Origin of the sequence: Pseudomonas sp. NFR02 (assembly GCF_900119375.1) — a bacterium.
In the GTDB taxonomy this organism is placed as follows: domain Bacteria; phylum Pseudomonadota; class Gammaproteobacteria; order Pseudomonadales; family Pseudomonadaceae; genus Aquipseudomonas; species Aquipseudomonas paracarnis.
In genome coordinates this window covers 187,267-212,081 of record NZ_FPJJ01000008.1, presented here as the reverse complement: position 1 = coordinate 212,081, position 24,815 = coordinate 187,267, and the positions used below count along the sequence as shown (strand labels likewise).

21 protein-coding genes are annotated in these 24,815 nt (G+C 59.3%); 7 read left to right on the top strand and 14 right to left on the bottom strand.

Features of this window, described 5'->3' with window-relative positions; translation table 11 throughout:
- Positions 1–66 precede the first annotated feature (66 nt).
- Entirely contained in the window at positions 67–1,320 is a 1,254-nt protein-coding gene (glyA, locus tag BT199_RS22810; protein WP_003194304.1) for a serine hydroxymethyltransferase, read from the top strand.
- Between the two features lie 188 nt (positions 1,321–1,508).
- Here the strand turns inward: glyA and yjiA are convergent, their stop codons facing one another.
- The 3 genes from yjiA to BT199_RS22790 form a co-directional block, all read right to left on the bottom strand.
- A complete protein-coding gene (gene yjiA, locus BT199_RS22805) occupies positions 1,509–2,465 on the bottom strand; it encodes a GTPase (protein ID WP_014720013.1) in 957 nt (318 codons plus the stop codon).
- A 184-nt stretch (positions 2,466–2,649) separates the two neighbouring features.
- The gene (locus tag BT199_RS22795; RefSeq protein WP_003194308.1) at positions 2,650–2,847 is read right to left on the bottom strand and encodes a YbdD/YjiX family protein; all 198 of its coding nucleotides are present in this window, start codon (positions 2,845–2,847) and stop codon (positions 2,650–2,652) included.
- Between the two features lie 15 nt (positions 2,848–2,862).
- Positions 2,863–4,929, bottom strand: coding sequence for a carbon starvation CstA family protein (locus tag BT199_RS22790; protein WP_014720014.1), 2,067 nt, complete (start codon positions 4,927–4,929; stop codon positions 2,863–2,865).
- Positions 4,930–5,103: 174 nt separating this feature from the next.
- On the opposite strand from BT199_RS22790, the gene BT199_RS22785 reads away from it, so the two are divergent.
- Positions 5,104–5,472 carry a PilZ domain-containing protein gene (locus BT199_RS22785; RefSeq protein WP_072435509.1) on the top strand — a complete coding sequence of 123 codons (369 nt, stop codon included), beginning with the start codon at positions 5,104–5,106 and terminating at the stop codon, positions 5,470–5,472.
- 129 nt (positions 5,473–5,601) lie between these two features.
- On the opposite strand, the gene radA is transcribed toward BT199_RS22785, so the two are convergent.
- The 3 genes from radA to katB are packed head-to-tail and all read right to left on the bottom strand — an operon-like array spanning position 5,602 to position 9,143.
- Positions 5,602–6,969: a DNA repair protein RadA gene (gene radA, locus BT199_RS22780; protein WP_003194313.1), complete on the bottom strand. Its 1,368-nt coding sequence runs from the start codon at positions 6,967–6,969 to the stop codon at positions 5,602–5,604.
- 35 nt (positions 6,970–7,004) lie between these two features.
- Entirely contained in the window at positions 7,005–7,544 is a 540-nt protein-coding gene (locus tag BT199_RS22775) for an ankyrin repeat domain-containing protein (protein ID WP_072435508.1), read from the bottom strand.
- 57 nt (positions 7,545–7,601) lie between these two features.
- A complete protein-coding gene (gene katB / locus BT199_RS22770; RefSeq protein WP_072435507.1) occupies positions 7,602–9,143 on the bottom strand; it encodes a catalase KatB in 1,542 nt (513 codons plus the stop codon).
- Between the two features lie 287 nt (positions 9,144–9,430).
- On the opposite strand from katB, the gene mscL reads away from it, so the two are divergent.
- Positions 9,431–9,847, top strand: coding sequence for a large-conductance mechanosensitive channel protein MscL (mscL, locus tag BT199_RS22765; protein ID WP_019818024.1), 417 nt, complete (start codon positions 9,431–9,433; stop codon positions 9,845–9,847).
- Positions 9,848–9,888: 41 nt separating this feature from the next.
- Here mscL and BT199_RS22760 read toward each other — a convergent pair whose 3' ends face one another.
- Positions 9,889–10,665, bottom strand: a complete 777-nt coding sequence (locus tag BT199_RS22760; protein ID WP_019818025.1) for a ferredoxin--NADP reductase — start codon at positions 10,663–10,665, stop codon at positions 9,889–9,891.
- Between the two features lie 436 nt (positions 10,666–11,101).
- Between BT199_RS22760 and BT199_RS22755 the strand changes: the two genes are divergently transcribed.
- Together BT199_RS22755 and BT199_RS22750 are read left to right on the top strand one after the other, a co-directional pair.
- A complete protein-coding gene (locus tag BT199_RS22755) occupies positions 11,102–11,812 on the top strand; it encodes a helix-turn-helix transcriptional regulator (protein WP_038451576.1) in 711 nt (236 codons plus the stop codon).
- Between the two features lie 138 nt (positions 11,813–11,950).
- Positions 11,951–13,075, top strand: coding sequence for a methyltransferase (locus BT199_RS22750; protein ID WP_072435506.1), 1,125 nt, complete (start codon positions 11,951–11,953; stop codon positions 13,073–13,075).
- 118 nt (positions 13,076–13,193) lie between these two features.
- Here the strand turns inward: BT199_RS22750 and BT199_RS22745 are convergent, their stop codons facing one another.
- From BT199_RS22745 to BT199_RS22735, 3 genes are read right to left on the bottom strand one after another with little or no spacing between them, the layout of a single operon-like run.
- Positions 13,194–13,358 carry a DUF2474 domain-containing protein gene (locus BT199_RS22745; protein WP_003194328.1) on the bottom strand — a complete coding sequence of 55 codons (165 nt, stop codon included), beginning with the start codon at positions 13,356–13,358 and terminating at the stop codon, positions 13,194–13,196.
- Positions 13,359–13,370: 12 nt separating this feature from the next.
- The gene (gene cydB / locus BT199_RS22740; protein ID WP_014720024.1) at positions 13,371–14,378 is read right to left on the bottom strand and encodes a cytochrome d ubiquinol oxidase subunit II; all 1,008 of its coding nucleotides are present in this window, start codon (positions 14,376–14,378) and stop codon (positions 13,371–13,373) included.
- Between the two features lies 1 nt (position 14,379).
- A complete protein-coding gene (locus tag BT199_RS22735; protein ID WP_014720025.1) occupies positions 14,380–15,819 on the bottom strand; it encodes a cytochrome ubiquinol oxidase subunit I in 1,440 nt (479 codons plus the stop codon).
- A gap of 316 nt (positions 15,820–16,135) precedes the next feature.
- On the opposite strand from BT199_RS22735, the gene BT199_RS22730 reads away from it, so the two are divergent.
- Both BT199_RS22730 and BT199_RS22725 read left to right on the top strand, forming a co-directional pair.
- On the top strand, positions 16,136–17,374 hold the full coding sequence (locus BT199_RS22730) for an MFS transporter (protein ID WP_058410077.1): 1,239 nt from the start codon (positions 16,136–16,138) through the stop codon (positions 17,372–17,374).
- A 152-nt stretch (positions 17,375–17,526) separates the two neighbouring features.
- Entirely contained in the window at positions 17,527–20,373 is a 2,847-nt protein-coding gene (locus BT199_RS22725; protein ID WP_256576025.1) for a dermonecrotic toxin domain-containing protein, read from the top strand.
- A 104-nt stretch (positions 20,374–20,477) separates the two neighbouring features.
- On the opposite strand, the gene BT199_RS22720 is transcribed toward BT199_RS22725, so the two are convergent.
- From BT199_RS22720 to BT199_RS22705, 4 genes are all read right to left on the bottom strand, one after another.
- Positions 20,478–22,661: a xanthine dehydrogenase family protein molybdopterin-binding subunit gene (locus BT199_RS22720; protein ID WP_072435505.1), complete on the bottom strand. Its 2,184-nt coding sequence runs from the start codon at positions 22,659–22,661 to the stop codon at positions 20,478–20,480.
- Entirely contained in the window at positions 22,658–23,647 is a 990-nt protein-coding gene (locus BT199_RS22715) for an FAD binding domain-containing protein (protein WP_072435504.1), read from the bottom strand. Before BT199_RS22715 ends, BT199_RS22720 begins: the two co-directional genes overlap by 4 nt.
- Positions 23,644–24,168: a (2Fe-2S)-binding protein gene (locus BT199_RS22710; RefSeq protein ID WP_019818032.1), complete on the bottom strand. Its 525-nt coding sequence runs from the start codon at positions 24,166–24,168 to the stop codon at positions 23,644–23,646. The genes BT199_RS22715 and BT199_RS22710 overlap by 4 nt, the downstream gene beginning before the upstream one ends.
- A gap of 96 nt (positions 24,169–24,264) precedes the next feature.
- On the bottom strand, positions 24,265–24,711 hold the full coding sequence (locus BT199_RS22705) for a DUF4879 domain-containing protein (RefSeq protein ID WP_014720031.1): 447 nt from the start codon (positions 24,709–24,711) through the stop codon (positions 24,265–24,267).
- Positions 24,712–24,815: the final 104 nt, after the last annotated feature.

The following is a 24,815-nucleotide window of genomic DNA, read 5'->3' as shown; positions in this document are numbered from 1 at the left end:
TATGCCATCTAAAACCCATTGGGTTAGAATGCCCTCCTTTTCTGCCCCCGATCCTTGAGGACCGCCATGTTCAGCCGTGATTTGACTATTGCCAAGTACGACGCCGATCTCTTCGCCGCCATGGAGCAAGAAGCCGTGCGCCAGGAAGAGCACATTGAGCTGATCGCTTCGGAAAACTACACCAGCCCTGCGGTGATGGAGGCTCAAGGTTCGGTTCTGACCAACAAGTACGCCGAAGGCTACCCAGGCAAGCGCTACTACGGTGGTTGCGAGTACGTCGACGTGGTTGAGCAGTTGGCCATCGACCGTGCAAAAGAGCTGTTCGGCGCCGATTACGCCAACGTCCAACCACACGCCGGTTCCCAAGCCAACAGCGCCGTGTACCTGGCCCTGCTGCAAGGCGGCGACACCATCCTGGGCATGAGCCTGGCCCACGGCGGTCACCTGACCCACGGCGCCACGGTTTCGTCCTCCGGCAAGCTGTACAACGCCGTTCAGTACGGTATCGATGCCAACGGCCTGATCGACTACGACGAAGTCGAGCGCCTAGCGGTTGAGCACAAGCCAAAAATGATCGTGGCCGGTTTCTCTGCCTACTCGCAGATCCTGGACTTCCCACGCTTCCGTGAAATCGCCGACAAGGTCGGTGCCTACCTGTTCGTCGACATGGCCCACGTGGCCGGTCTGGTGGCTGCGGGCGTTTACCCCAACCCAGTGCCTTACGCTGACGTGGTCACCACCACGACCCACAAGACCCTGCGCGGTCCACGTGGCGGCCTGATCCTGGCGCGTGCCAACGCCGAGATCGAGAAGAAGCTCAACTCCGCCGTTTTCCCGGGCGCCCAAGGCGGCCCGCTGGAGCACGTGATCGCGGCCAAGGCGATCTGCTTCAAGGAAGCACTGCAGCCTGAGTTCAAGACCTACCAGCAACAAGTGGTCAAGAACGCCAAGACCATGGCCAGCGTGTTCATCGAGCGCGGTTTTGACGTGGTGTCCGGCGGTACTGAAAACCACCTGTTCCTGCTGTCGCTGATCAAGCAGGACATTTCTGGTAAAGATGCTGATGCTGCCCTGGGCAAAGCCTTCATCACCGTGAACAAGAACTCCGTGCCGAACGACCCACGTTCGCCGTTCGTCACCTCCGGCCTGCGCTTCGGCACCCCGGCAGTGACCACCCGCGGCTTCAAGGAAGCCGAGTGCAAGGAACTGGCGGGCTGGATCTGCGACATCCTGGCAGACCTGAACAACGAAGCCGTGATCGACGCGGTACGTGAGAAGGTCAAGGCCATCTGCAAGAAGCTGCCGGTATACGGCGCTTGATGGCAGTTGCGTGAATAAGAAGCCCGGCTCATGAGCCGGGCTTTTTTATGCCGATTTCAATTTGAAACAGGGTCAAGTGTGGGAGCTGGCTTGCCTGCGATGGCGGTGGGTCAGTCACTGATGGGCTGACTGAAAACCGCTATCGCAGGCAAGCCAGCTCCCACATTTGTTTGCATTACAAGCCCGGGTTATTGGTAGACCCGCTCAAAGCCTTGGCGAATCTTGTCTTCGGGCAGCTCATCGGCAATAAACACGATCACACTCTCCCGCGCCTCGCCCTCGGCCCATTCGGTATCCCAGTCGAAGCCATACAGCTTCAGCACGCCCTGGAACACCATGCGTCGATCCTCCCCGGCAATGTTCAACACGCCTTTGTAACGCAGCAGTTGCTTGCCATGGTCTTCCAGCAGTTCGTTCATGAACTCGCTGAGACGGTCGATATCCAGCGGCTGGTCGGTGCGCAGCACCAGGCTGGAAATACGGTCCACCGAAGGCGCTGCACTCACCGGGCGCAGGCTCATGCCGGCATTGAGGTTGAAGCCACGTACGTCCAGCAGCTCGGCCAAATCAATCTTTCCGTGGTCCACTACGCGAATCGGCGCACGGCGGTTGATGCGGGTGAGGCGCTGGCTGAGGGCGTCGAAGCTGGCGTCGTCTACCAAGTCGCGTTTGCTCACCAGCAAGCGGTCGGCAAAGCCGATCTGGGCCTGGGCGATGGTCTGGGTCAGGTGATGCTCGGCGTGGGCCGCATCCACCAGGGTGATGATGCCGTCGAGGATATAACGCTCGCGCAGTTCTTCGTCGATGAAGAACGTCTGGGCCACCGGCGCCGGGTCGGCCAGGCCGGTGCATTCGATCACCAGCCGGTCGAAGGCGATCTCGCCGCTGTCCAGGCGTTCCAGCAGCAGGTACAGGGCTTTGGTCAGGTCGGTGTGGATGGTGCAGCACACGCAGCCGTTGGACAGGGTCATCACTTGCACCGGCTCGTCGCCCAGCAGTTGGGTGTCGATACCGGCGTCACTGAATTCGTTTTCGATCACGGCGATTTTCAAGCCGTGCTCGGCTTTGAGCAGGTGGCGCAGCAAGGTGGTCTTGCCGGCGCCGAGAAAGCCACTGAGGATGGTGACGGGGATGGGAGAGGACAAAGAGATTCTCCTTGAAGAAACACAGAAACAAATGTGGGAGCAAAGGCCCCTGTGGGAGCTGGCTTGCCTGCGATGCAGACAACTCGGTGCTTGCGTCAGACCGAGGTGATGCTATCGCAGGCAAGCCACCTCCCACAGAAAGCCCTGCTCCCACAGGGATATTGCATTGGCCCGCGTTACCGGGTCAGCAGCACTTGGGCCCACCCTTGCCGCCGTAACGGGCTTCCTGGCGTTCCCGGAAGAACGCCTTGTAGTCCATCACCGGCTTGTCCGGGTGTTTGGTTTGCATATGCTCGACGTAGGTGTCGTAGTCGGGCATGCCGACCATCAGGCGGGCGGCCTGACCGAGGTATTTACCGAGGCGACTGATGTCATTGAACATGCTTGCAATCCTCGTTTACGCGTCCGGTACAGCCTGGAACGGGGCTTCTTTATCCGTACGTTCTTTGTTACCCCAGGCGGCGACGCCGACTTTGAGCGCATAGAACAGGATGCTGAACACCACGAACAGGAACAGCGCCGTCAGCGTTGCGTTGGTGTAGGCGTTCCAGATCACGTGCTGCATCTGGTCGATGCTCTTGGCCGGGGCGAGGATCTGGCCGTTAGCCAGGGCATCGCTGTATTTCTTGGCCAGCGACAGGAAGCCGATCGCAGGGTTGGCGTCGAACAGCTTGATGAAGCCTGCCGTGGTGGTGCAGATCAGCAGCCAGACAGCCGGCAACATGGTCACCCAGATGTAGCGCTGACGCTTCATTTTGATCAGCACAACGGTCGCCAGCATCAGCGCGATACCGGCCAGCATCTGGTTGGAGATACCGAACAGCGGCCACAAGGTATTGATGCCACCCAGCGGGTCGATCACGCCCTGGTACAGCAAGTAACCCCACATCGCAACGCAGCCTGCGGTAGCAATCAGGTTGGCAGTCCAGGACTCGGTGCGTTTGAGCGCAGGCACGAAGGAACCGAGCAGGTCTTGCAGCATGAAACGACCGGCGCGGGTACCGGCATCCACTGCCGTAAGGATGAACAGCGCTTCGAACAGGATCGCAAAGTGGTACCAGAACGCCATGGTGTTTTCACCCGGCAGCACGCTGTGCAGGATCTGCGCGATACCTACCGCCAGAGTCGGCGCGCCCCCGGCACGTGCCAGGATGGTGGTTTCACCGATATCGTGGGCAACGGCCGACAGCGCCTCAGGCGTAATGGCAAAGCCCCAACTGCTGACAGTTTGCGCCACGGTGACCACGTCGGTGCCGACAATGGCAGCCGGGCTGTTCATGGCGAAGTACACGCCAGGCTCAATCACCGAGGCGGCAACCATCGCCATGATGGCCACGAACGACTCCATCAGCATGCCGCCGTAACCGATGTAACGGGCATGGCTCTCACTGGCGAGCAACTTGGGCGTGGTGCCCGAGGAGATCAGCGCATGGAAGCCCGAGACCGCGCCACAGGCAATGGTGATGAACAGGAACGGGAACAGGCCGCCCTTCCACACCGGGCCGGTGCCGTCGATGAACTGGGTGAGTGCCGGCATTTTCAGATCAGGCATGGTGATCAGGATGCCAATCGCCAGGGCGATGATGGTGCCGATTTTCAGGAACGTCGACAGGTAGTCGCGGGGCGCCAGGATCAGCCACACCGGCAGCACAGCGGCCACGAAACCGTAGCCGATCAGCATCCAGGTGATCTGGATACCGGTGAAGGTGAACGCCTTGGCCCACACCGGATCAGCGGCAATCTGCCCGCCCAGCCAGATCGAACCGAGCAGCAACAGCACGCCGATGATCGAGATTTCACCGATGCGGCCCGGGCGGATGTAGCGCATGTAGATGCCCATGAACATCGCGATCGGGATGGTCGCCATCACCGTGAAGATGCCCCATGGGCTCTCGGCCAGGGCTTTGACCACGATCAGCGCCAGCACCGCGAGGATGATGATCATGATCAGGAAGCAGCCAAACAGCGCGATGGTCCCCGGAATGCGGCCCATCTCTTCGCGAACCATGTCCCCCAGGGAACGGCCATTGCGACGGGTGGACAGGAACAGGACCATGAAGTCTTGCACCGCACCGGCCAGCACCACCCCGGCAATCAGCCACAGGGTACCGGGCAGATAGCCCATTTGCGCCGCCAGCACCGGGCCGACCAACGGGCCTGCACCGGCAATCGCCGCAAAGTGGTGACCGAAAAGAATGTGTTTGTTGGTCGGCACATAGTCCAGACCATCGTTGTTGACCACCGCAGGGGTTGCCCGCCGGGGATCGAGTTGCATCACGTTGTTGGCGATGAACAGACTGTAGTAACGGTACGCAACCAGGTAGATGGCCACCGCAGCGACCACAATCCACAAGGCGTTGATCGCCTCGCCGCGGCGCAAGGCCACTACGCCCAGGGCGCACGCTCCTACAATTGCCAGCACCAGCCAGGGTAAGTGGCGTAGCAGGCTATTATTATTTTTCATTTTTATATTCCAGCCAGGGTGGACAGAAAGGACAGCCAGCCCGAGTTTAGCGCTACTGGCCTTAAAGACCAGCCCCCTACGTTGGTCTAGAGCCTTCAACCGTTAAAAAAAGCCGAAATAAACGCCCCTTGATGGCCCCGGGCTACACTCCTCCCATTCACAGAGGGCTTTACGATGACCGAGCATGCGTCCGAACGTCGCCGTTTTCGCCGGATCGCCTTTGATGCCACGGCCGAACTTCGGCAAAGCGGCAGCGAATGGCCGGTAAAACTGGTGGATCTGTCACTCAAAGGATTGCTGGTGGAACGGCCTGACAACTGGAAGGGAAATAAAGCGCTGCCCTTTGACGTCGACATACGCCTGGACCAGAAGACGCATATAAAGATGCAAGCGCGGCTGACCCATGAAGATCAGGGTCAATTGGGCTTTGTGTGCAAACACATTGATCTGGATTCGATCAGCCATTTGCGTAGGTTCGTTGAGCTGAACCTGGGTGATGAGCAAGAACTGGAGCGCGAGCTGGGCGCCCTGCTGGAGATCTGAAAACGCACATCAATCAAAATGTGGGAGCTGGCTTGCCTGCGATAGCGGCGGGTCAGCTTACCCATTCTTGCCTGATACACCGCCATCGCAGGCAAGCCAGCTCCCACAGGGGTTCAGCGGTGCTGCGGATTATTCGAACAGGGCATCCAACGCCTGCTCCAGCCGCGTCACAGCAATAATCTGCAACCCCGGCGGCGCCTCCTTCGGCGCATTGCCCTTGGGCACAATCGCCCGTTTGAAGCCATGCTTGGCCGCTTCCTTCAAGCGCTCCTGCCCACTCGGCACCGGGCGCACTTCGCCCGACAAACCCACCTCGCCAAACACCAGCAAGTCATGGGGCAACGGCCGATTACGCAGGCTGGACATCACCGCCGCCATCAACGCCAGGTCGGACGCGGTCTCCAACACCTTGACCCCGCCCACCACGTTGAGGAACACATCCTGGTCGTGGGTCGGAATGCCGCCATGCCGGTGCAGCACCGCCAGCAGCATCGCCAGGCGGTTCTGGTCCAGGCCCAGTGTGACCCGCCGTGGGTTGGCCAAATGGCTGTCATCCACCAGCGCCTGGACTTCCACCAGCATCGGCCGGGTGCCTTCCCAGGTGGCCATCACCACACTGCCTGGGACTTCTTCCTGAGCGCGGGTGAGAAAAATCGCCGAGGGGTTCGAGACTTCTTTCAGCCCCCGATCGGTCATAGCGAACACACCCAGTTCGTTGACGGCGCCAAAACGGTTCTTCACCGCTCGCAGCAAGCGCAGGCGACCGTCGGATTCCCCTTCGAAATACAACACGGTGTCGACCATATGTTCCAACACCCGTGGCCCGGCCAGTGCGCCTTCCTTGGTCACGTGGCCGACCAGGAAGATCGCCGTGCCGCTCTGCTTGGCGTAACGCACCAACAGCGCCGCGCTTTCGCGCACCTGGGACACACCGCCGGGTGCCGATTGCAGTTGTTCAGTGAAAATCGTCTGGATCGAGTCAATGACCATGACCTTGGGCTTTTCGATGCGCGCCGTGGCGATGATGCTTTCGATGCAGGTTTCGGTCATGACCCGCAGTTGGTCCTGGGGCAAGCCCAGGCGCCGGGCGCGCATGGCCACTTGCTGCTGGGACTCTTCGCCGGTGACATACAGCGCAGGCATGCGGCTGGCGATGCTGCACAGGGTTTGCAACAGGATCGTGGACTTGCCGATGCCCGGGTCACCGCCAATCAATACCACCGAGCCGTCCACCAGGCCACCGCCCAGCACCCGGTCCAATTCGCCGGAGGCGGTGGAAAAGCGCGGGATTTCTTCGACGCTGACTTCGGCCAGGGTCTTGATCTGCGCCTGTTGCCCGGTCCAGCCGGCACGGCCGGTGGGGGCCGCGGCACCGCCACTCTCGATCATGGTTTCAGTCAGGGTGTTCCACGCGCCGCATTCGGAGCACTGGCCCGCCCATTTGGGAAAGGTCGCGCCGCACTCTGTGCAGCCGTACATGCGCTTGGCCTTTGCCATATGAGAACCTCCAACCGAAAAACCGCGATGATAGCTCAGCGCGACGCTGGGGTCCGGATTTCGCCCTTGGCTAAACGTGAAGCACTGTTACCGACCGGGTCCTCGGCGTTCAGGTCTGCGCCTTTGGCTTGCAGCGCCCCCAACAATTCGACGCGCTTGAACAACCCGGCGTACATGGCAGCGGTCTGCCCTGCGCCGTTGCGCTGGTCGGGGTTGCAGTCGGTGGCCAACAGGCGCTGGGCGATTTTCAGCTCACCTTTGAAGATGGCGCCCATCAACGCTGTGTTACCGCGTTTATCCTGCACGCAGGCGTCGGCGCCGGCATCGAGCAGACGCTCCACATACGGGCCCTGGCCGTGATAAGCAGCCAGGATCAACGCGGTGTAGCCCTTGTCATCCTGGGCATTGAGGCCGTAGCCGGACTCAATGAAGGTGTTGAGCATGTCGAGGTCGCCACGACGGGCGGCGTCGAAATAGTAGTCCTGCAACTGTGCCTTGAGCGCCACCGGGTCGGGGGACTCGGCTTGGGCAGCGAAGGCCAGCATGGCCATCAGTAAACCGATAGTGATGCGCATAGGGTGTTCTCCTGCCAAAGGTCGACGCCCGTGAAGGCGCCGACCATAACCAACGAATCAGTCAGTCAGTTTTTCCGCCAGCGCCTTTACGCGAGCCAGGTCGCCCTTGGCGACCTTGGCCACGCCGGTGCCGTACTCGGGATCGGCCTTGTAGAGGAACGACAGGATGATGTGCTTGCTCTCGTCATCGGTGGTGGCCAATGAGCCGCCGAAGTTGTTGATCAGGTCTTCGCGCTCTTTCTTGGTGTAGGAACGGTACAGGTCACCGGCCTGCTTGAAGTTCTGCTCACGCTGGATCTTGGCCTGCTGGGTGCTGCCCGACAGCGGCGCCTGGCTGTAGCGTGCGGCTTGCGGCTCTTCGCGCGGCAACAGGCGGCTTGGCTGGTAATTCACACCGGTGGTGGTCTTGCCAAAGTTCATCGCGCCATCCTGGTTGCCGTTGTTGACGGTGACCCGTGGAGCGTTGATCGGCAACTGCAGGGCGTTCGCGCCCAGGCGGTACATCTGCGTATCGGCGTAGGAGAACACCCGCCCCTGCAGCAAGCGGTCTTCCGACGGCTCGATACCCGGTACCAGGTTGGCCGGGGCCATCGCGACTTGCTCGGTTTCCTGGAACACATTGGCCGGGTTGCGGTTCAGCACCATTTGCCCGACTTTGCGCTCGGGCACATTCGGCCAGATCTTGGTGGCATCCAGTGGGTCGAAATCAAACTTGGCCAGGTCTTCAGGCTTGAGCACCTGCACATACAGCTCCCACTTAGGGAAGTCGCCTTTGTTGATGTGCGTGACCAGATCATTGGTCATATGGCTGTAGTCACGCCCTTGTACTTCGGTAACTTGCTTGGGATCAAGGTTCTTGATGCCCTGCAGGCTCTTCCAATGAAACTTGACGTAGTGCACTTCACCTTTAGTGTTAATCAACTTGTAGGCATGTACGCCATTGCCGTCCATTTCGCGGTAACTGGCGGGGGTGCCGGAGTCCGAGTACAACTCGGTCAGTGTACGAGTGGACTCTGGAACATGGGAGAAGAAGTCGAAACGGCGCGAGTCATCGTCCAGGTTAGTGCGCGGGTCCGGTTTAAAGGCATGGACCATGTCCGGGAACTTGATGGCATCGCGAATAAAGAACGTTGGGAAGTTATTACCGACCAGGTCCCAGTTACCTTCGGCGGTATAGAACTTGGTGGCGAAGCCCCGTGGGTCCCGCAGGGTTTCCGGGGAGTGGTTGCCATGCACCACCGCCGAGAAGCGCACGAACACCGGCGTGGTTTCACCGGCGGCGAACACTTTGGCCTTGGTCAGGTCGCTGAGGTTGTCGGTCACGGTGAAGGTGCCATGGGCGCCCGTGCCGCGTGCGTGCACCACGCGCTCCGGGATGCGTTCGCGGTCGAAGCGCTGCAGCTTCTGGATCAGTTGCACATCCTGCAGCAACACCGGGCCATTGGCGCCGGCGGTCTGGGAGTTCTGGTTATCACCGACGTTGGCCCCGTTATCGCGGGTCAGGTTGGCGGCTTGCACAGAGAGGGAAAGCAGGCTGGCGGTTACCAGTGCCAGCGCATGACGCGCCGACACGGGCCTGCGGCTGATTGGAGTGTTCATCGAGGTTTCCTCTGGTTTTTTTAGCGCACATTCTGTTGTGCTTGTCAGAGGCTAGTGACCTGCGAGTCAGAAGATAAATAGAAAAACACCACAGACCCGATTAAGAAAAAAATCTGGTAACTCGCTGAAATAGCGGCTAATTCGCGCGCGATTGATGGCACTTTGCAAACTATTTGCGATTTGATGTGTCGATAAAAACCGACAGTGTTAACAGTTGTGTCGAGCAAGCGCTGTTCGACTGAATTACACTGACCTCCACCCTCCTCAACTGTAACAAGGAATAACCTATGGGCGTGATCAGTGAGTTCAAGGCCTTCGCGGTCAAAGGTAATGTGGTCGACATGGCCGTCGGTATCATCATCGGTGCTGCCTTCGGCAAGATTGTTTCCTCATTTGTAGGCGACGTGATAATGCCTCCCATCGGCCTGCTGATCGGTGGTGTGGACTTTGCCGATCTGGCCGTCACGCTCAAGGCCGCACAGGGTGATGTCCCCGCTGTTGTCCTGGCCTACGGCAAGTTCATCCAGAGCATCATCGACTTTGTGATCGTCGCGTTTGCAATCTTCATGGGCGTGAAGGCGATCAACCGTCTGAAGCGCGAAGAAGCCGTGGCCCCAAGCCTGCCGCCGACGCCGAGCAAGGAAGAAGTGCTGCTGGGCGAGATCCGCGATCTGCTCAAGGCACAGAACAACAAGCCGCTTTAACCGGCGGATGCAAAAAAGGCGCCTCGCAAGGCGCCTTTTTTCTACCAATAATTTTCTACCGCCACCTGGCCAGGCCGTCGGCTCAGGCTCAGTTGCATGTCCCGCTGCTTGAGCAACTGGCGCGTGTCATCGACCATCTGTGGGTTGCCGCAAATCAGTACGCGCGAATCCTGCGCCGTCAGCTCCACGCCGGCGGCCCGCTCCAATTCGCCATTTTCGATCAAGGCCGTAATACGCCCATTCAATGCGCCCGGATGCTGCTCGCGGGTGACGATAGGAATGTAGGTGAGCTTGTGGGCGTACTCGGCCAGGTACTCGCGCTCACCCAGTGTGTCGATCAGCGACTGGTAGGCCAGTTCCTTGGCTTCCCGGGCGCTGTACACCAGGATGATGCGCTCGAATTTTTCCCAGACTTCGAAGTCCTGCAGGATCGACAGGAACGGCGCGACGCCCGTACCGGTTCCCAGCAACCACAGGTCGCGCCCGTCGACAAAGCGGTTGAGGGTCAGAAAACCCGTAGCCTGGCGCTCTACCAGCAAGGTATCGCCCACCTTCAGGCGGCTCAGTTCACTGGTGAACTCACCACCGGGGACCACGATGGAAAAGAAATCCAGATGCTCGTCAAACGGCGAAGACACGATGGAATAGGCACGCCAGACGGTGCTGCCATCCGCCTTGGTAACGCCCAGGCGCACGAACTGGCCGGCGGTAAAACGAAAACCGGCATCGCGGGTGGTGCGCAGGGTGAACAGGCTGGGGGTCAGCGATTGCACATCGAGCAGGGTCTGGCGGGTAAATTTCTCAGCACTGGCCGTCATGGGGGGCTCCGTTTTGCACAGGCCTTTAGTGTCCCTCAAAACAGCCCGCGCAAACACCGATGATTGGTACTGGCTTTGCAATCGCTCAAAGCACACTCAGCTGGGCTGCACGTTTTTTGCCCATCACGGGGTCAACCATGCACTCCACTCCGGAACTAATTATTTGGCTATTAACGTGCCCCGAATACCTCACTAGAAGCAACGGCACTTACAGCGACATCATTATGATACCACCTTCAAAACATTGAAAAAAAAGCCCCTGCCAAGCGCTCCTATACAAAACTTCGAGTCTTGTACAAAACCGGCGAACTAAACGAGCCCTGTAGATAAAATTTTTTTTAAACTCAATTGTAGGACTTACCCTACACTTCTTTTCGAGCTGCATTGGGAGATCAGGACGTACCCAGGTTACACAGACACCTATGGAGAGTCACCGATGGTCAATTGGCATAATACCCGGCTACCCAAGCTGGACGGCGAGAGTGAAATCACCAGTGTGTTTGAGATGGTGATAAACCACACCTATGAACTAGGCTTCGAATATTGCTCCTTTACCATGAGCACCCAATCACAATGCCCCCCTACAAAACCAATTTTATTCAATAACTATCCAAATGAATGGCTCAGTATTTATAAAAAAGCACACTTCTTCGATGTAGACCCCGTTGTAACCCACTGTAAAACTTCGGTACTGCCCATTCTCTGGGAGCAAAAAACCTTTGCTGACGCCCCCCAGCTGTGGGAGTTGGCCCAGGCATGCGGAGTGCATTTCGGCTGGACCCAACCTGTGCATGATTTCCAGGGGGTGTTCAGCATGCTGACCCTGGTTCGCAGCAAGGGCAAGGTCACCCCTGCAGAGCTCTACGAAAAAACCGCCCAGGTGTTGTGGCTTTGCCATGTGATGCATGCGGTGGTCGCGCGCAAGTACGCCAACGCACCCGAGATCAAAGCGCCCAGCAAATTGACTGCCCGGGAAACAGAAATACTCAAGTGGTCCGCGATGGGCAAGACCGCCTCCGAGATTGCCGCGATTCTTTGCCTGTCCGAGCGCACCGTGGGCTTTCATATCAGCAGTACCTTCAAGAAGCTGGGCGTGCATAACAAGATCCAGGCGGTGCTGCGTGCCGCTAAAGCCGGGCTGTTTTAGCCCACGCAAAACACCGCATGTCATCGCGTTGAAAAAAACGTAATATTTACGGCCAATTCTGAGTGTTGAGGGTGCGCTTCGCGTGGCCCCCGCCGTTCACTCAGACGGTCCGTCGATTACCCAGAGCCTTGCCCCGCCATGCCCCTGCTTGACAGCCCTTTCGCCCAGCTCGACCTGATTCGTCAGCCAGAGCAACACAATGATCCGCTGCAAGCCTTCGATGCCGCCGACGAATACCTGCTCAGCCACCTCGCCGCGCAACAGCCCACTGCCGCCACCCGCGTGCTGGTCCTCAATGACAGCTTCGGCGCCCTGGCGGCCAGCCTTCAGGGCCAGGTACAGGTAACCTCCAGCGGCGATTCGTTCCTCGCCGCCCAGGGCCTGGAAAAAAACCTGGTGCGCAACGGCAAGCCCTTCGATGCCGTGCCCTTCATACCGGCTAGCCAGCTCGCGACCGGGCCGTTCGATCGCGTGTTGATCCGCGTGCCGAAAACCCTGGCGTTGCTGGAAGAACAACTGATCCGCCTGCAAGGGCAACTGGCGCCCGGCGCCGAGGTGATCGCAGGTGCGATGGTCAAGCATTTGCCCCGGGCCGCAGGTGAATTGCTGGAGCGTTACATCGGGCCCATGCACGCCTCATTGGCGGTCAAAAAGGCACGGTTGCTGATCGCCAGCGTCGAGCAGCGCCCTGCCGCGGTCTCGCCCTACCCGACCCGCTATACTCTGGATGCGCCGGTCATCGAGTTGTGTAACCACGCCAACGTGTTTTGCCGCGAAGGCCTGGACATCGGCACCCGTGCCTTCCTGCCGCATCTGCCAAAAAGCCTGGGCCGCGCCCGCGTGGCGGACCTGGGCTGCGGCAACGGCGTACTGGCGATTGCCAGCGCCCTGCAAAACCCCGACGCGCACTACACCTTGGTGGATGAGTCGTATATGGCAGTGCAATCGGCCGCCGAAAACTGGCAAGCCGCCTTGGGTGAACGGGACGTCAGCGTACGTGCCGACGACGGCCTGGCCGGCCAGGAGGCGCAATCGCTGGACGTGGTGCTGTGCAACCCGCCGTTCCACCAACAACAAGTGGTCGGTGACTTCCTCGCCTGGCGTATGTTCCAGCAGGCACGCGAAGCTCTGGTGGTCGGCGGAGCCCTGTATATCGTAGGTAATCGTCACCTGGGCTACCACAGCAAGTTGGCGCGGCTGTTCCGTGGCGTCGAACAAGTAGCGGCCACGCCCAAGTTCGTCATCCTCAAAGCGCGAAAATAAAAAGCCCTGCTTTTTTGTAGGAGCGAGCTTGCTCGCGAAAAGCCTGAGAATACCGCGGGGCGTCAGGCACCCCGCGTTATCGTTGACGTTTTTCGCGAGCAAGCTCGCTCCTACAGCTTCAGTGGGTGCTCAGGCCTGCCGCATTCATGAACATGCGCATCAGGCTGGCCACCACGAACAGGGCCAGCACGCTGCCGGTCCAGATCATCGCCAGCCACCCCAGGCGCCGCCACAATGGCTGCTTCTCGGCCTGTTCAATTTCGTGCAACGAAGGTTTGGACATGTTTCAACCCTCCTAGTGATAGCCGTCTTCGTGGGTGACCTTGCCGCGGAACACGTAGTAGCTCCAGAAGGTGTAGCCCAGGATGAACGGGATGATGAACAACGTGCCCACCAGCATGAAGCCCTGGCTTTGCGGCGGCGCGGCGGCATCCCAGATCGACACGGACGGCGGGATGATGTTCGGCCACAGGCTGATCCCCAGGCCACTGTAGCCGAGGAAAATCAGCACCAGCGTCAACAGGAACGGCGTGTAGTGCGCATTACGTGCCACGGCGCGGATCAGCCCGTACATGGTAACCAGCACCAGGATCGGCACCGGCAGGAACCAGAACAGGTTCGGCAAGGTGAACCAGCGCGACGCGATTTCCGGGTGGGTCAGCGGCGTCCAGATGCTGACGATGCCGATCACCGCCAACACCACAAACGCCAAAGGCCGCGCCAGGTTGTGCATCTGCTCCTGCAACTTGCCTTCGGTCTTCATGATCAGCCAGGTGCAGCCGAGCAAGGCATACGCCACGATCAGCGCCACGCCGCAGAACATCGTGAAGGGTGTGAGCCAGTCCAGTGAACCGCCGGCGAACTGGCGATCCACCACCGGAATACCGTCGATAAAGGCGCCCAACGCCACCCCCTGGAAGAAGGTCGCCGCCAGCGAGCCGCCAATAAACGCCTTGTCCCACAGGTGACGCTTGTGGTCCTTGGCCTTGAAGCGGAACTCAAAGGCCACGCCGCGGAAGATCAGCCCGATCAGCATCAGGATCAGCGGCAGGTACAGCGCCGACAGCACCACCGAATAGGCCAGCGGGAACGCGCCGAACAACGCCGCGCCGCCGAGTACCAGCCAGGTTTCGTTGCCGTCCCATACGGGTGCCACGGTGTTCATCATCACGTCACGGTCGACTTTGCCCGGGATAAACGGAAAAAGAATGCCGATACCCAGGTCGAAGCCGTCCATGACCACGTACATCATGATGCCGAAGATGATGATCACGGCCCAGATCAGCGGAAGATCAATACCCATCTCAATTCCCCTTGTGCTGGATGTGGTCGTGGTCGTTGTCACTGCCGTCGTCGGCAGCAGACAACGGACGCGCCGGGGTGCGTTTCTGGCCAGGGCCACCGTGGGCTGGCTCGGTACTGTCGTGGGTCACGGGGCCTTTGCGCACCAGGCGCATCATGTAGCCCAGGCCCGCACCGAACAGCGCGAAGTACACCACCACGAACAACACCAGGGTAATGGTCATCTGCGTCAGGCTATGCCCGGAGGAGGCATCCGCCGTGCGCATCAACCCGTAGACCACCCAGGGCTGGCGACCGATTTCGGTGGTGAACCAGCCGGCAAGAATCGCAATCAGGCCAGACGGGCCCATCCACAACGCCAGGTACAGGAACGGTTTGGACGTGTACATCTTGTCGCCCCGGCGCAGCCACAGGCTGAACAGACCGGTGAAGATCATCAGGAACCCCAGGCCGACCATGACCCGGAACGACCAGAACACAACGGTGGAGTTGGGGCGGTCTTCAGGCGGGAACTCCTTGAGCGCCGGCACCTGCTTGTCCAGGGAGTGAGTCAGGATCAGGCTACCCAGGTACGGAATCTCGACCGCGTATTTGGTTTTCTCGGCTTTCATGTCCGGCCAGCCGAACAGGATCAGCGGCGTGGGTTCGTTGCCGATATTTTCCCAGTGGCCTTCAATCGCGGCGATCTTGGCCGGCTGATGCTTGAGGGTATTGAGGCCGTGGAAGTCGCCGATCACCGCCTGGATGGGCGCAACGATCAAGGCCATCCACATCGCCATCGAGAGCATTTTGCGGATCGCCGGGTTGTCCTTGCCGCGCAGTAGATGCCAGGCCGCCGACGAGCCGACGAAGAAGGCCGTGGCCACGAACGCCGCTGTGGCCATGTGCATCAGGCGGTAGGGGAACGAGGGGTTGAAGATCACCGCCAACCAGTCGGTCGGTATCACGCGGCCATCGATGATTTCAAAGCCCTGGGGCGTCTGCATCCAGCTGTTGGAGGCGAGAATCCAGAACGTGGAGATCAACGTACCCACGGCCACCATCACGGTGGCGAAGAAGTGCAGCTTGCGCCCCACCTTGTTCCAGCCAAACAACATCACCCCCAGGAAACCGGCCTCGAGGAAGAAGGCCGTGAGCACTTCGTACGTCAGCAACGGCCCGGTGACGGCACCGGCGAAGTCTGAGAAGCGGCTCCAGTTGGTGCCGAACTGGTAGGCCATGACCAGGCCCGATACCACACCCATGCCGAAGTTGACGGCAAAGATCTTCGACCAGAAATGATAGAGGTCACGGTAGGTGTCGTTGTGGGTCTTGAGCCACAAGCCCTCCAGCACCGCAAGGTAACTGGCCAGGCCGATGGTGATCGCCGGGAACAGGATGTGGAATGAGATGGTGAACGCGAATTGAATTCGGGCGAGATCTAGCGCCTCCAAACCGAACATAAGTCTTCCTCTGTCAGGTAATACCGGCTGCTGGCTGGGAGCCTGCACCCACTGCCCCCACGGATATGGAGTGTGGCGAATTTCAATTCGTTTCTTTTATTACCCATCGCGTGGGGAATCTGGCCTTTCGGCCACCAGAACAATCCCGGGGCAGGTTTTGATCTGGATCAAGCATCGTTGAAAGAGTAGTCCCATTTTTGCCGTAGGACTGTGTGGTCTTTTGCCGCGTGACAGCTTGCCTCAGCTCAGTTCTTGCAACTATTTGTTACAGCTTGATGCTAATCTCGCCATTCTCCCGTTGCCGACCTGATTCCCGATGCCCAGTGAACCTGCGTTGCTGTTACGTCACCACCGCCCTTTCATCGCGTTCTGGCTGGCGCGGATCTTCACGGCCAGCGGCTTCCAGATGCTCACTGTGGCAATTGGCTGGAACCTCTACCAACTGACCGGCAACGTCCTGGACCTGGGCCTGGTCGGCCTGGTGGAATTCATACCGCGCGTACTGTTCATGCTGCACACCGGTCACGTGGCTGACCGCTATGAACGGCGCCGGGTCGCCGCTATCTGCCAGACGTTACAGGCACTCATTGCCTTGTCCCTGGCCATCGGCGGCCTGACCGGCAACGTGACCCGCGAGATGATCTTTATCCTCGCCTTCCTGCTGGGCGCCGCACGTTCGTTTGAAATGCCTACCACCCAGGCGCTGTTGCCGAGCATCGTGCCCAGCGCGCTGTTCCCCCGCGCCGTGGCCGCCTCGCAATCGGCCCAGCAACTGGCAACCATCGTCGCACCGGCCCTGGGCGGCCTGCTTTACGCGTTTGGCAGTGTGTGGGTGTACGGTCCCACCGTGGCGCTGTACCTGATTGCCTGCGTGCTGACCCTGAACCTGCCCGCACGCCAGACCCCACTGAACAAAGCCAAGGCCACGATGGACTCGTTGCTGGCCGGTATTCGCTTTATCCGCAGCCGCCCGGACATTCTCGGCGCCATCTCCCTGGACCTGTTTGCCGTGCTGCTGGGCGGCGCCACCGCGCTGTTGCCGGTGTTCGCCAAGGACATCCTGCTGACCGGTGCCTGGGGCCTGGGCCTGCTGCGGTCGGCCCCGGCCGTGGGCGCATTGCTGATGTCACTGTGGCTGGCGCGCTTTTCGGTAGACCGCCAGGTGGGCCGCGTAATGTTCACCGCCGTCGGCGTGTTCGGGGTGGCAACCATTGCCTTCGGCCTGTCGACTTCGTTCTGGTTTTCACTGGCGGTGCTGGTGGTACTGGGCGCGGCAGACATGATCAGCATGGTGATCCGTGCGTCGTTCGTGCAGTTGGAAACGCCAGATGAAATGCGCGGGCGGGTGAGTGCGGTCAATGGCCTGTTTATCGGTGCGTCCAATCAATTGGGCGAATTCGAATCCGGGATTACCGCCCACTGGTTTGGCACCGTGCCTGCGGTGGTGATGGGCGGGGTTGGCACTTTGGTGGTAACCGGGGTGTGGATCAAGCTGTTCCCGACGCTGGCCAACCGTGATCGTATGCACGTACCGGTCGAAGAAAAGAGTACTTGAGAACGTTTTGACCATTGCACGTTTACCGGGGAGGATGAGTAGGAACCAAGCCGATCCCAAAGGTTGCAAAGAGCTACACAGCCAATGGAACTTTACCTACAGCATCACCACTCAGGGGCTACCTAGTTCAGTCATAAAATCTGAGGTTTTTCATGCTAGTCGGCTCCCCTCGCCCTAACACCTACCCCGCACTGTCCGAGCCTGCTTCGGCAAACGTTGGTCAGCGCCAGAAACGCTCAATCGATTCCAGTCCACCTCAAAAACAGGAACTAGTGAAGGAGACCGTGCCAGACTCAGGCAATGGATATACTCAAATCACTGTTAACCCTGATCCGGGCAAAAGCGTCGGGATGGAGCAGAAAGCCCCCGCGACCGTCGACCTTGGCCCAAACACTAGCGTCGACCCAGTCACACAAAAGATAAGCGACGACTTCAAAAGCGTTCAACAAGAAGCCTCGATTTACCTGAAGAACAAATTTGCCGAGATGGCGGCCAAAGCCAAGACCCCTGCCGAAAAAGAAAAGTGGGATATAGATCCCGATAACACCTACATAGTGACGTACGACTACAACACCCAGGGTGAAAGACCTTATCCCGCGAAAATCATCAAGCGCATCTCATTGACCGAGGCACTCATTACCAACGATCAGGACGTACCAAAGGGTAATGGTTACCCAGTCGCTTTCTACCCAGGCGGCCCTGAGGTCATCGTTAAGCCTGAATTAAAAACGCATACACCTGGCACCTTCAGCTTCAGCCGGTTCAACCCCTACACTGAAAAGGCTGACACTACCCATACCTTTCAAGGCATTTACCGAGAGTCCGCCGAAGAACCTGCACCGGTTTACAACGCAGGAAACCAGAGTGCGCTCACTCCCGATGAGTTCAGGAAAATGATTTGGAAGGCGGACTATAAAAAGCCTTACGATCAATTCCTGAATGAGTTCTGGAACCAGAACGAGAAAAACTATCCGTTACTCTCCAAAGCGTCTCTGATCAAGGCCGCCAAAACCCAGCATCAAGAGCACAGCCTCACTAAGGACGCCCACGACTTGGTCATGCGGGCCCTCGGTTTGTCAGGCGAAGAGACCGCCTGGCCGGACATCAAACTTGAAGACCTGCAAAAAAAACCTCCAAAAGATCCCAACATCGAAATGGGGATGCTGAAAGTCGGAAACTTTCAATCTACCGATCTTATGTACATCACGGACAAAAAGGTCAGATACGATGCCAACGGCAACAAGCTCCCACCCCTGACGCTTTTGTACATACCCGGAAACTCTTCCCCCATTCACACCTTCAACAGCCAGGCTGAAATGAAGGCATGGTTCGCCAAGCAGATGGCCGATCCCGTGAAGCGCGAAGCGATGGTCGCGCACTTCCCCCTCAAAGATAAACCTAACGGCTATGCGCAAGCAGGCACAGAAGAGACGCTGACCGGGCTCGGTACCTGGCCTGAAAAGCGCGAGACCCCGGGAGGGTTATTGTCCTATGACCATCGGGCGTTCAGCGGTTACTGGGACCCACAAAACTACATTAAGGCAGAACCCAGCCATTCGCCCTTCGATGAACTCACAAAGCGTCAGAAAGACCGATCTTATGCAGATGCTGCCGTGGATATCACCAGTGACAGCGACGTCACCAAGAAAAATATTCTCTCTGGTTTTGAAAAGGCTACAAAAGTAGCGATGTTCCTGACTCCACTGGCTTTCGCGATGCCTGAAGTGGGACTGGCATTGGATGCGTTCTATCTGGCCAGCGGAGCCACCAATACGGGTATTGGTATCGATGACAAAATACATGGCAAACCGACTGGCAACCAACGAATCATATTCGGCGTGTTCAATGCCGCACCTGTGGTGATACCGCGTATCGTAAAGGCTGGCAAAGCGGGGGAAGGTGCCGTTAACGAACCCAAGGCGCCTACGGTAAAACCCGGCGAGGCACCTACGCCTCCCCACTACCCGCCAGATACCGCCCCCCCTGTAGGGGCCGGCGAATCGACAGTCAATCGTCTACGTCCATCTCAATGGAAGGACATCAGCAGCCATGTGGTACCAGAGGGTGAGCAACTGATCTCAGGCGTTACCCCAAACGCCAAAGGCATCTATCAAATCAAGGGGCCCAACGGCGAAGACCGATGGATGATCCGAATAACCGATGACGCAGGAAACAGCCAAGTACATGAGATCGACGGCCGGTTTAAGCTCAGTGATGGTTATGCCCAGATCATTGACCCATTGACCAAAAAACCTGTGATGACCGTGCACGCGACTGCTGATGGAGCGTGGAGCCCGATCAATGGGCCGGGGGGTATCAAACTCCCATGGTTCTTAAAAAATGCGTCCCGTGCAAAAGAGGAACTCAACGAGTATATCGCCAATATTAACAAACCCAAGGAAGCCTATACCGAGTCAGAGAGGGAACACTTCAGTCAATCGTTGGAAGACTTGATAAATGGATCTAAGGCCGAGCATTCTCAAGCGTTAGGCAAATATACTGAAGGCGGGTCAGCAGAGATAAATAGCGAACTACGCGCAAAATCCGATCCAAACGAGTATTCAGAAGAGCTTAAAAAGCTCTTATCGGACCTGGATAATCAAGCCGATTATAGAGGTCCAGCATTCCGCTACTCTTATGTTTCCGCCGAGGGCGCAAAAAAATTGAAAGCGGGGGTTGGAAAAGTATTCCGGGGGCCCGCCATTCAATCGTCCTCATCTCAGCCTTCAAATGTAAAGGGGTGGAGCACCTGGGCCAAAGATGATCCGCTTACGCAAAATAACCAGCCTGTCATCTATATATTCAACGAGTCGATTCCCAAAAAAAACCTTTCCAGTGGATTTCTAGTTGACCATGTAGCAATCAAACCAAACGTTTCCTTGGAGGTGTTGGCGACGAAAGAAAAAGATGGAATTTTATATGTGTACTTCGACGCCCCTACCAAGGTGCCGAAAGAGCGTTACAACCTGTACGACGGCAGCGTTGCACGTCCGTTCTGAGCCGTGTTACTGCGCGTGATGTAGCCGCCACCCAGCCCCCACCGTTTCGCCAGCGTCACGGGACGTTAGTGAAACGGTGGTCGACACTGGATTGGCCGTTTATGTTAGAGCACTTTATCCAAGGTAATCGGAAACTCCCGCACCCGCTTTCCGGTGGCATGGTAAACCGCATTCGCCACCGCCGCCGCCACCCCGACAATGCCGATTTCCCCCACGCCTTTGGACCCGAGGGCATTGACGATCTCGTCATGCTCTTCGACAAACAGCACGTCAATCTCGCCAATATCGGCGTTCACCGGGATGTGGTATTCGGCCAGGCTGTGGTTCATGTAGCGCCCCAGTTCATGGTCCACCTGGGTCTCTTCATGCAGCGCCATGCCGATGCCCCACACCACGCCGCCGAGGATCTGGCTGCGGGCCATCTTGGGGTTGACCACGCGCCCAGCGGCAATGGCGCTGACCACACGACTGACCTTGATGGTGCCCAGGTCTTCATCGACCCGCACTTCGACGAACACCGCCGAGTGAGTAGCGCTGGCATAACCCTCGCGCTTCTTGTCGGGCTGGCTGTCGACCTGTACCTCCAGGGCCTCTTCACCGCTGTCCTTGACCAATTGCGCCAACGACACGCTCACGTCACCGCTGTGTAGCTGGCCGTCTTCAAACCGAACCGAATCGGCATCCTTGAATACCGGATAAGTCTGCCGGGCGATCTCCAGCAACTTGGCATTCAGCGCTTCGCACGCTTGCTGCACGGCAGTGCCGACGGACGAGACGGTAAACGAGCCGCCCTGCAACGGCGCGGTGGGCAACGACGAATCGCCTAGCACAAAACGCACATCGGCCATGGCCACCCCGCTGGCCTGGGCGGCGATTTGAGTCATTACGGTGTAAGTGCCGGTACCAATGTCGGTGGTAGCGCTGCTGACGGTGAGCTTACCCTCGGCGTCGAGGCGCGCCTTGGCGCTGGCTTTCATCTGCATGGCTTCCCACACCCCGCCGGCCATGCCCCAGCCGATCAATTGGCGGCCGTCACGCATGCTGCGCGGTTCCGGGTTGCGCTGGCTCCAGCCGAAGCGTTCGGCGCCTTCGCTGTAGCACTCGCGCAGGGCCTTGCTCGACCAGGGTTTGTCTTCGTTCTGGTTGCGTTCGGCGTAGTTGATCAGGCGCAATTGCACCGGATCGATGGCCAAGGCGCAGGCCAGTTCGTCCATGGCACACTCCAGGCCGATCACGCCCAGTGCCGCACCGGGCGCACGCATATCCAGCGGAGTAAAGACGTCCAGCGGCACCAGCTTGTAGGTCAGTTGCACGTTGTCGCAGTGATAGAGCATGCCGCTCCACTCCACCACGTGCTCGCTGAAATCCTCAAAGCGCGAGGTCTGGCCAATCGCGGTATGCCCCAGCGCCAGCAAGCGACCATTGGCGGCGGCGCCCATCTGCAAACGCTGCAAGGTGCGCGGACGATAGCCGAAGGTGAACATCTGCTGGCGCGTCAGGGTGACCCGCACCGAACGCTTGAGCGCCATGGCCGCCATCACCGCGAGCGGCAATTGGTATTGCGGGCGCAGGCCCGAACCGAAGGCACCGCCGACGAAAGCGGCAAAGATGCGCACCTGGTTCTTATCCAGGCCGAAGACTTTTTGCACATAGGCCTGGCAGTTCTGCGGGCCCTGGGTCTTGTCGTGAATATGCAGGGTGCCGTCGGGCTGATACAGCACGGTGCTGGCGTGGGGCTCCATCGGGTTGTGGTGCTCGATGGGCGTGCTGTAGTGCAAGTCCAGACTGATTGCGGCACCGGCCCATTCAGCCTCGAAGTTGCCGCGCGGTTTGGGTGGGGTCTGGGGCGACGGGTGCGCCGCCGCTTGCTGGGTGAGCAGGTCGGTTTCGAAGGCTTCAGGCGCGTAGTCGATCTGCACCAGCGAGCCGGCGTGCCGCGCCAGTTCGAGGTTATCGGCAATCACCAAGGCCAGGGGCTGGCCACTGTAGAGTACGCGGTCGTTATACAGCGGGCGAAAAGGCGAGCCATCGGCCGCATCAGCATCGGCGAACGCCTCGTCATAGCTGGCGATTTTCGGCCGGTTGAGGTGATGGATCACGTCCACTACACCAGGCAAGGCCAACGCCTTGGACGCATCGATGCGCAGCACCCGGCCTTTGGCGATCGTGCTCGACACCACGCTGCCATGCAGCAGGCCGTCCTCGGGAAATTCACCGGCGTAGCGTGCTTGGCCGGTGACCTTGAGCAGACCGTCGACACGGTCCAGGGGTTTACCGATGGCGCTCATGGCTGTTCTCCTGCGACGGCGGCGTCGCTCAGGGCACGAATGATCGCGCGCCGGGCCAGCTTGACCTTGAAGCCGTTGTGTTCCAACGGTTCGGCGTCTTGCAGCAGGGCGTCGGCGGCGGCGCTGAAGGTTTCGCGGCTGACCGTGCGGCCGATCAGCAAGGCTTCCACTGCGCGGTCACGCCAGGGTTTATGCGCCACACCGCCCAAAGCCAGGCGTGCGTCGATGATTTCATCGCCGTCCAACTCCAAGGCGGCGGCCACCGAAACCAGGGCGAAGGCATAGGAGGCACGGTCACGGATTTTCAGGTAATGGCTGTGGCGGGCCAGGTGATCGGCGGGCAGCTCAATGGCCGTGATCAGCTCATCGTCGGCCAATTGGTTGTCACGTTGCGGCGCATCGCCTGGCAAGCGATGGAAGTCGGCGAACTCGATCACCCGCGCACCGCCACGTCCTTCTACATGCACCCGCGCCGCAAGCGCCGCCAGGGCCACGCACATGTCCGATGGATGGGTGGCCACACACTGTTCACTGGCGCCGAGGATCGCATGGATACGGTTCAAACCGTCGCGCGCCGGGCAGCCGCTGCCGGGCTGGCGCTTGTTGCACGGCACCGCGGCGTCGTAGAAGTAATAGCAACGGGTGCGCTGCAACAGATTGCCGCCGGTACTGGCCATGTTGCGTAACTGCGGGGACGCCCCGGCGAGAATGGCCTGGGACAGCAACGGGTAACGCTGCTCAATGAGTGGGTGCCAGGCCAGGTCGGCGTTGCTCACCAGCGCACCGATACGCAGGCCACCCTCGGCGGTCTCTTGAATGTCGTGCAGCGGCAAGCCGGTGATGTCGATCAGATGCTCGGGATGGCTGATGTTTTCCTTCATCAGGTCCAACAGGTTGGTGCCACCGGCGATAAAGCGCGAGGCGCCGCTGCTCATCTGAACGGCCTGCTGCACATCGGTCGGCCTGCTGTAGTGGAAGGGGTTCATGACTCACCTCCCTGGCGGCGGCAGGCCGGCAGCGCGTCTTCGATGGCATCGCGGATGTTGTTGTAGGCGCCGCAGCGGCACAGGTTGCCGCTCATCAATTCCTGGATCTGCGCACGGTCGTGGGCGCGGCCTTCATTGGCCAGGCCCACGGCAGAACAGATCTGGCCGGGGGTGCAATAGCCGCACTGGAACGCGTCGTGCTGGATAAAGGCCTGTTGCATGGGGTGCAGTTGGTCGCCGTCGGCCAGGCCTTCGATGGTGGTCAATTCGGCGCCGTCGCACATCACGGCCAGGGTCAGGCAGGCATTCACGCGTTTGCCGTCACGTAACACGGTGCAGGCGCCGCACTGGCCGTGGTCGCAGCCTTTTTTGCTGCCTACCAGGTCCAACTGCTCACGCAGCAAGTCCAGCAAGGTGGTCCAGGGCAACACGTTCAGTTGGCGAGCCTGGCCGTTGAGTGTCAGGCGTATCGGGTGGGCAACGAACGGCTGGGCCGCCGCGCCATGGGGGGTCGCGCTCATAAACACCTCACGGGTTGAAGTACATCCGCGGCGTTCAGGAAAATCGCCGTCTTAGGGGTACGACTTCCGGGGGTTTTGAGCGTTCAAGATGATTGATCAGCGGATATTGAGCTGGGCTTTCAGGGTGTTTTGCGGTGGGTTGATCGAGGTATTGGTGAATTCGAACCAGCCCTGGGCCTGGACGTTCAGGTCGAACACATAGATGTAGCCCATCAAGGTGCCCACGCCGTTGCACGCCTCACTGATGTTGCCGACCTGGCACACCGCTGTGCGTTGCCCATTCAACTCTGCGCCGTTAAAGCGGCCCATGGGGCTGTTGCCCAGGCCGACTTCCATCACCGAGACCTGGGTGGGCCCGCGGTGCTCGCACATCTGGGTGGTGTTGACCCGCTCCGGGATCGCTTCGCTGCAGTCGGCCGATTCCACCTTGAACACCCGCACCTCGCTCAAGGCGGGTGCAGTCGCGCCCCACGCCGGTGCTGCGCCCAGCCACAGGCTGATACTGGCAATCAGAGCTAGACTCCACGGGTTGGCTTTTTTCATGCTGTCGATGACCGGCTGTTGAACGTCGGCGCAGTATGCCTCAAGCCCATGCGCCACACAGCCTCGGCTGCTGGTATGATGCGCCGCTTTTTCCGATCCTCTCT

Bases quoted from the DNA above. Each gene is read 5' to 3' on its own strand.
- glyA (WP_003194304.1), top strand. From the start codon at position 67: ATGTTCAGCCGTGATTTGACTATTGCCAAGTACGACGCCGATCTCTTC.
- BT199_RS22795 (WP_003194308.1), bottom strand. From the start codon at position 2,847: ATGTTCAATGACATCAGTCGCCTCGGTAAATACCTCGGTCAGGCCGCC.
- BT199_RS22790 (WP_014720014.1), bottom strand. From the start codon at position 4,929: ATGAAAAATAATAATAGCCTGCTACGCCACTTACCCTGGCTGGTGCTG.
- BT199_RS22785 (WP_072435509.1), top strand. From the start codon at position 5,104: ATGACCGAGCATGCGTCCGAACGTCGCCGTTTTCGCCGGATCGCCTTT.
- radA (WP_003194313.1), bottom strand. From the start codon at position 6,969: ATGGCAAAGGCCAAGCGCATGTACGGCTGCACAGAGTGCGGCGCGACC.
- BT199_RS22775 (WP_072435508.1), bottom strand. From the start codon at position 7,544: ATGCGCATCACTATCGGTTTACTGATGGCCATGCTGGCCTTCGCTGCC.
- katB (WP_072435507.1), bottom strand. From the start codon at position 9,143: ATGAACACTCCAATCAGCCGCAGGCCCGTGTCGGCGCGTCATGCGCTG.
- mscL (WP_019818024.1), top strand. From the start codon at position 9,431: ATGGGCGTGATCAGTGAGTTCAAGGCCTTCGCGGTCAAAGGTAATGTG.
- BT199_RS22760 (WP_019818025.1), bottom strand. From the start codon at position 10,665: ATGACGGCCAGTGCTGAGAAATTTACCCGCCAGACCCTGCTCGATGTG.
- BT199_RS22755 (WP_038451576.1), top strand. From the start codon at position 11,102: ATGGTCAATTGGCATAATACCCGGCTACCCAAGCTGGACGGCGAGAGT.
- BT199_RS22750 (WP_072435506.1), top strand. From the start codon at position 11,951: ATGCCCCTGCTTGACAGCCCTTTCGCCCAGCTCGACCTGATTCGTCAG.
- BT199_RS22745 (WP_003194328.1), bottom strand. From the start codon at position 13,358: ATGTCCAAACCTTCGTTGCACGAAATTGAACAGGCCGAGAAGCAGCCA.
- cydB (WP_014720024.1), bottom strand. From the start codon at position 14,378: ATGGGTATTGATCTTCCGCTGATCTGGGCCGTGATCATCATCTTCGGC.
- BT199_RS22735 (WP_014720025.1), bottom strand. From the start codon at position 15,819: ATGTTCGGTTTGGAGGCGCTAGATCTCGCCCGAATTCAATTCGCGTTC.
- BT199_RS22730 (WP_058410077.1), top strand. From the start codon at position 16,136: ATGCCCAGTGAACCTGCGTTGCTGTTACGTCACCACCGCCCTTTCATC.
- BT199_RS22725 (WP_256576025.1), top strand. From the start codon at position 17,527: ATGCTAGTCGGCTCCCCTCGCCCTAACACCTACCCCGCACTGTCCGAG.
- BT199_RS22720 (WP_072435505.1), bottom strand. From the start codon at position 22,661: ATGAGCGCCATCGGTAAACCCCTGGACCGTGTCGACGGTCTGCTCAAG.
- BT199_RS22715 (WP_072435504.1), bottom strand. From the start codon at position 23,647: ATGAACCCCTTCCACTACAGCAGGCCGACCGATGTGCAGCAGGCCGTT.
- BT199_RS22710 (WP_019818032.1), bottom strand. From the start codon at position 24,168: ATGAGCGCGACCCCCCATGGCGCGGCGGCCCAGCCGTTCGTTGCCCAC.
- BT199_RS22705 (WP_014720031.1), bottom strand. From the start codon at position 24,711: ATGAAAAAAGCCAACCCGTGGAGTCTAGCTCTGATTGCCAGTATCAGC.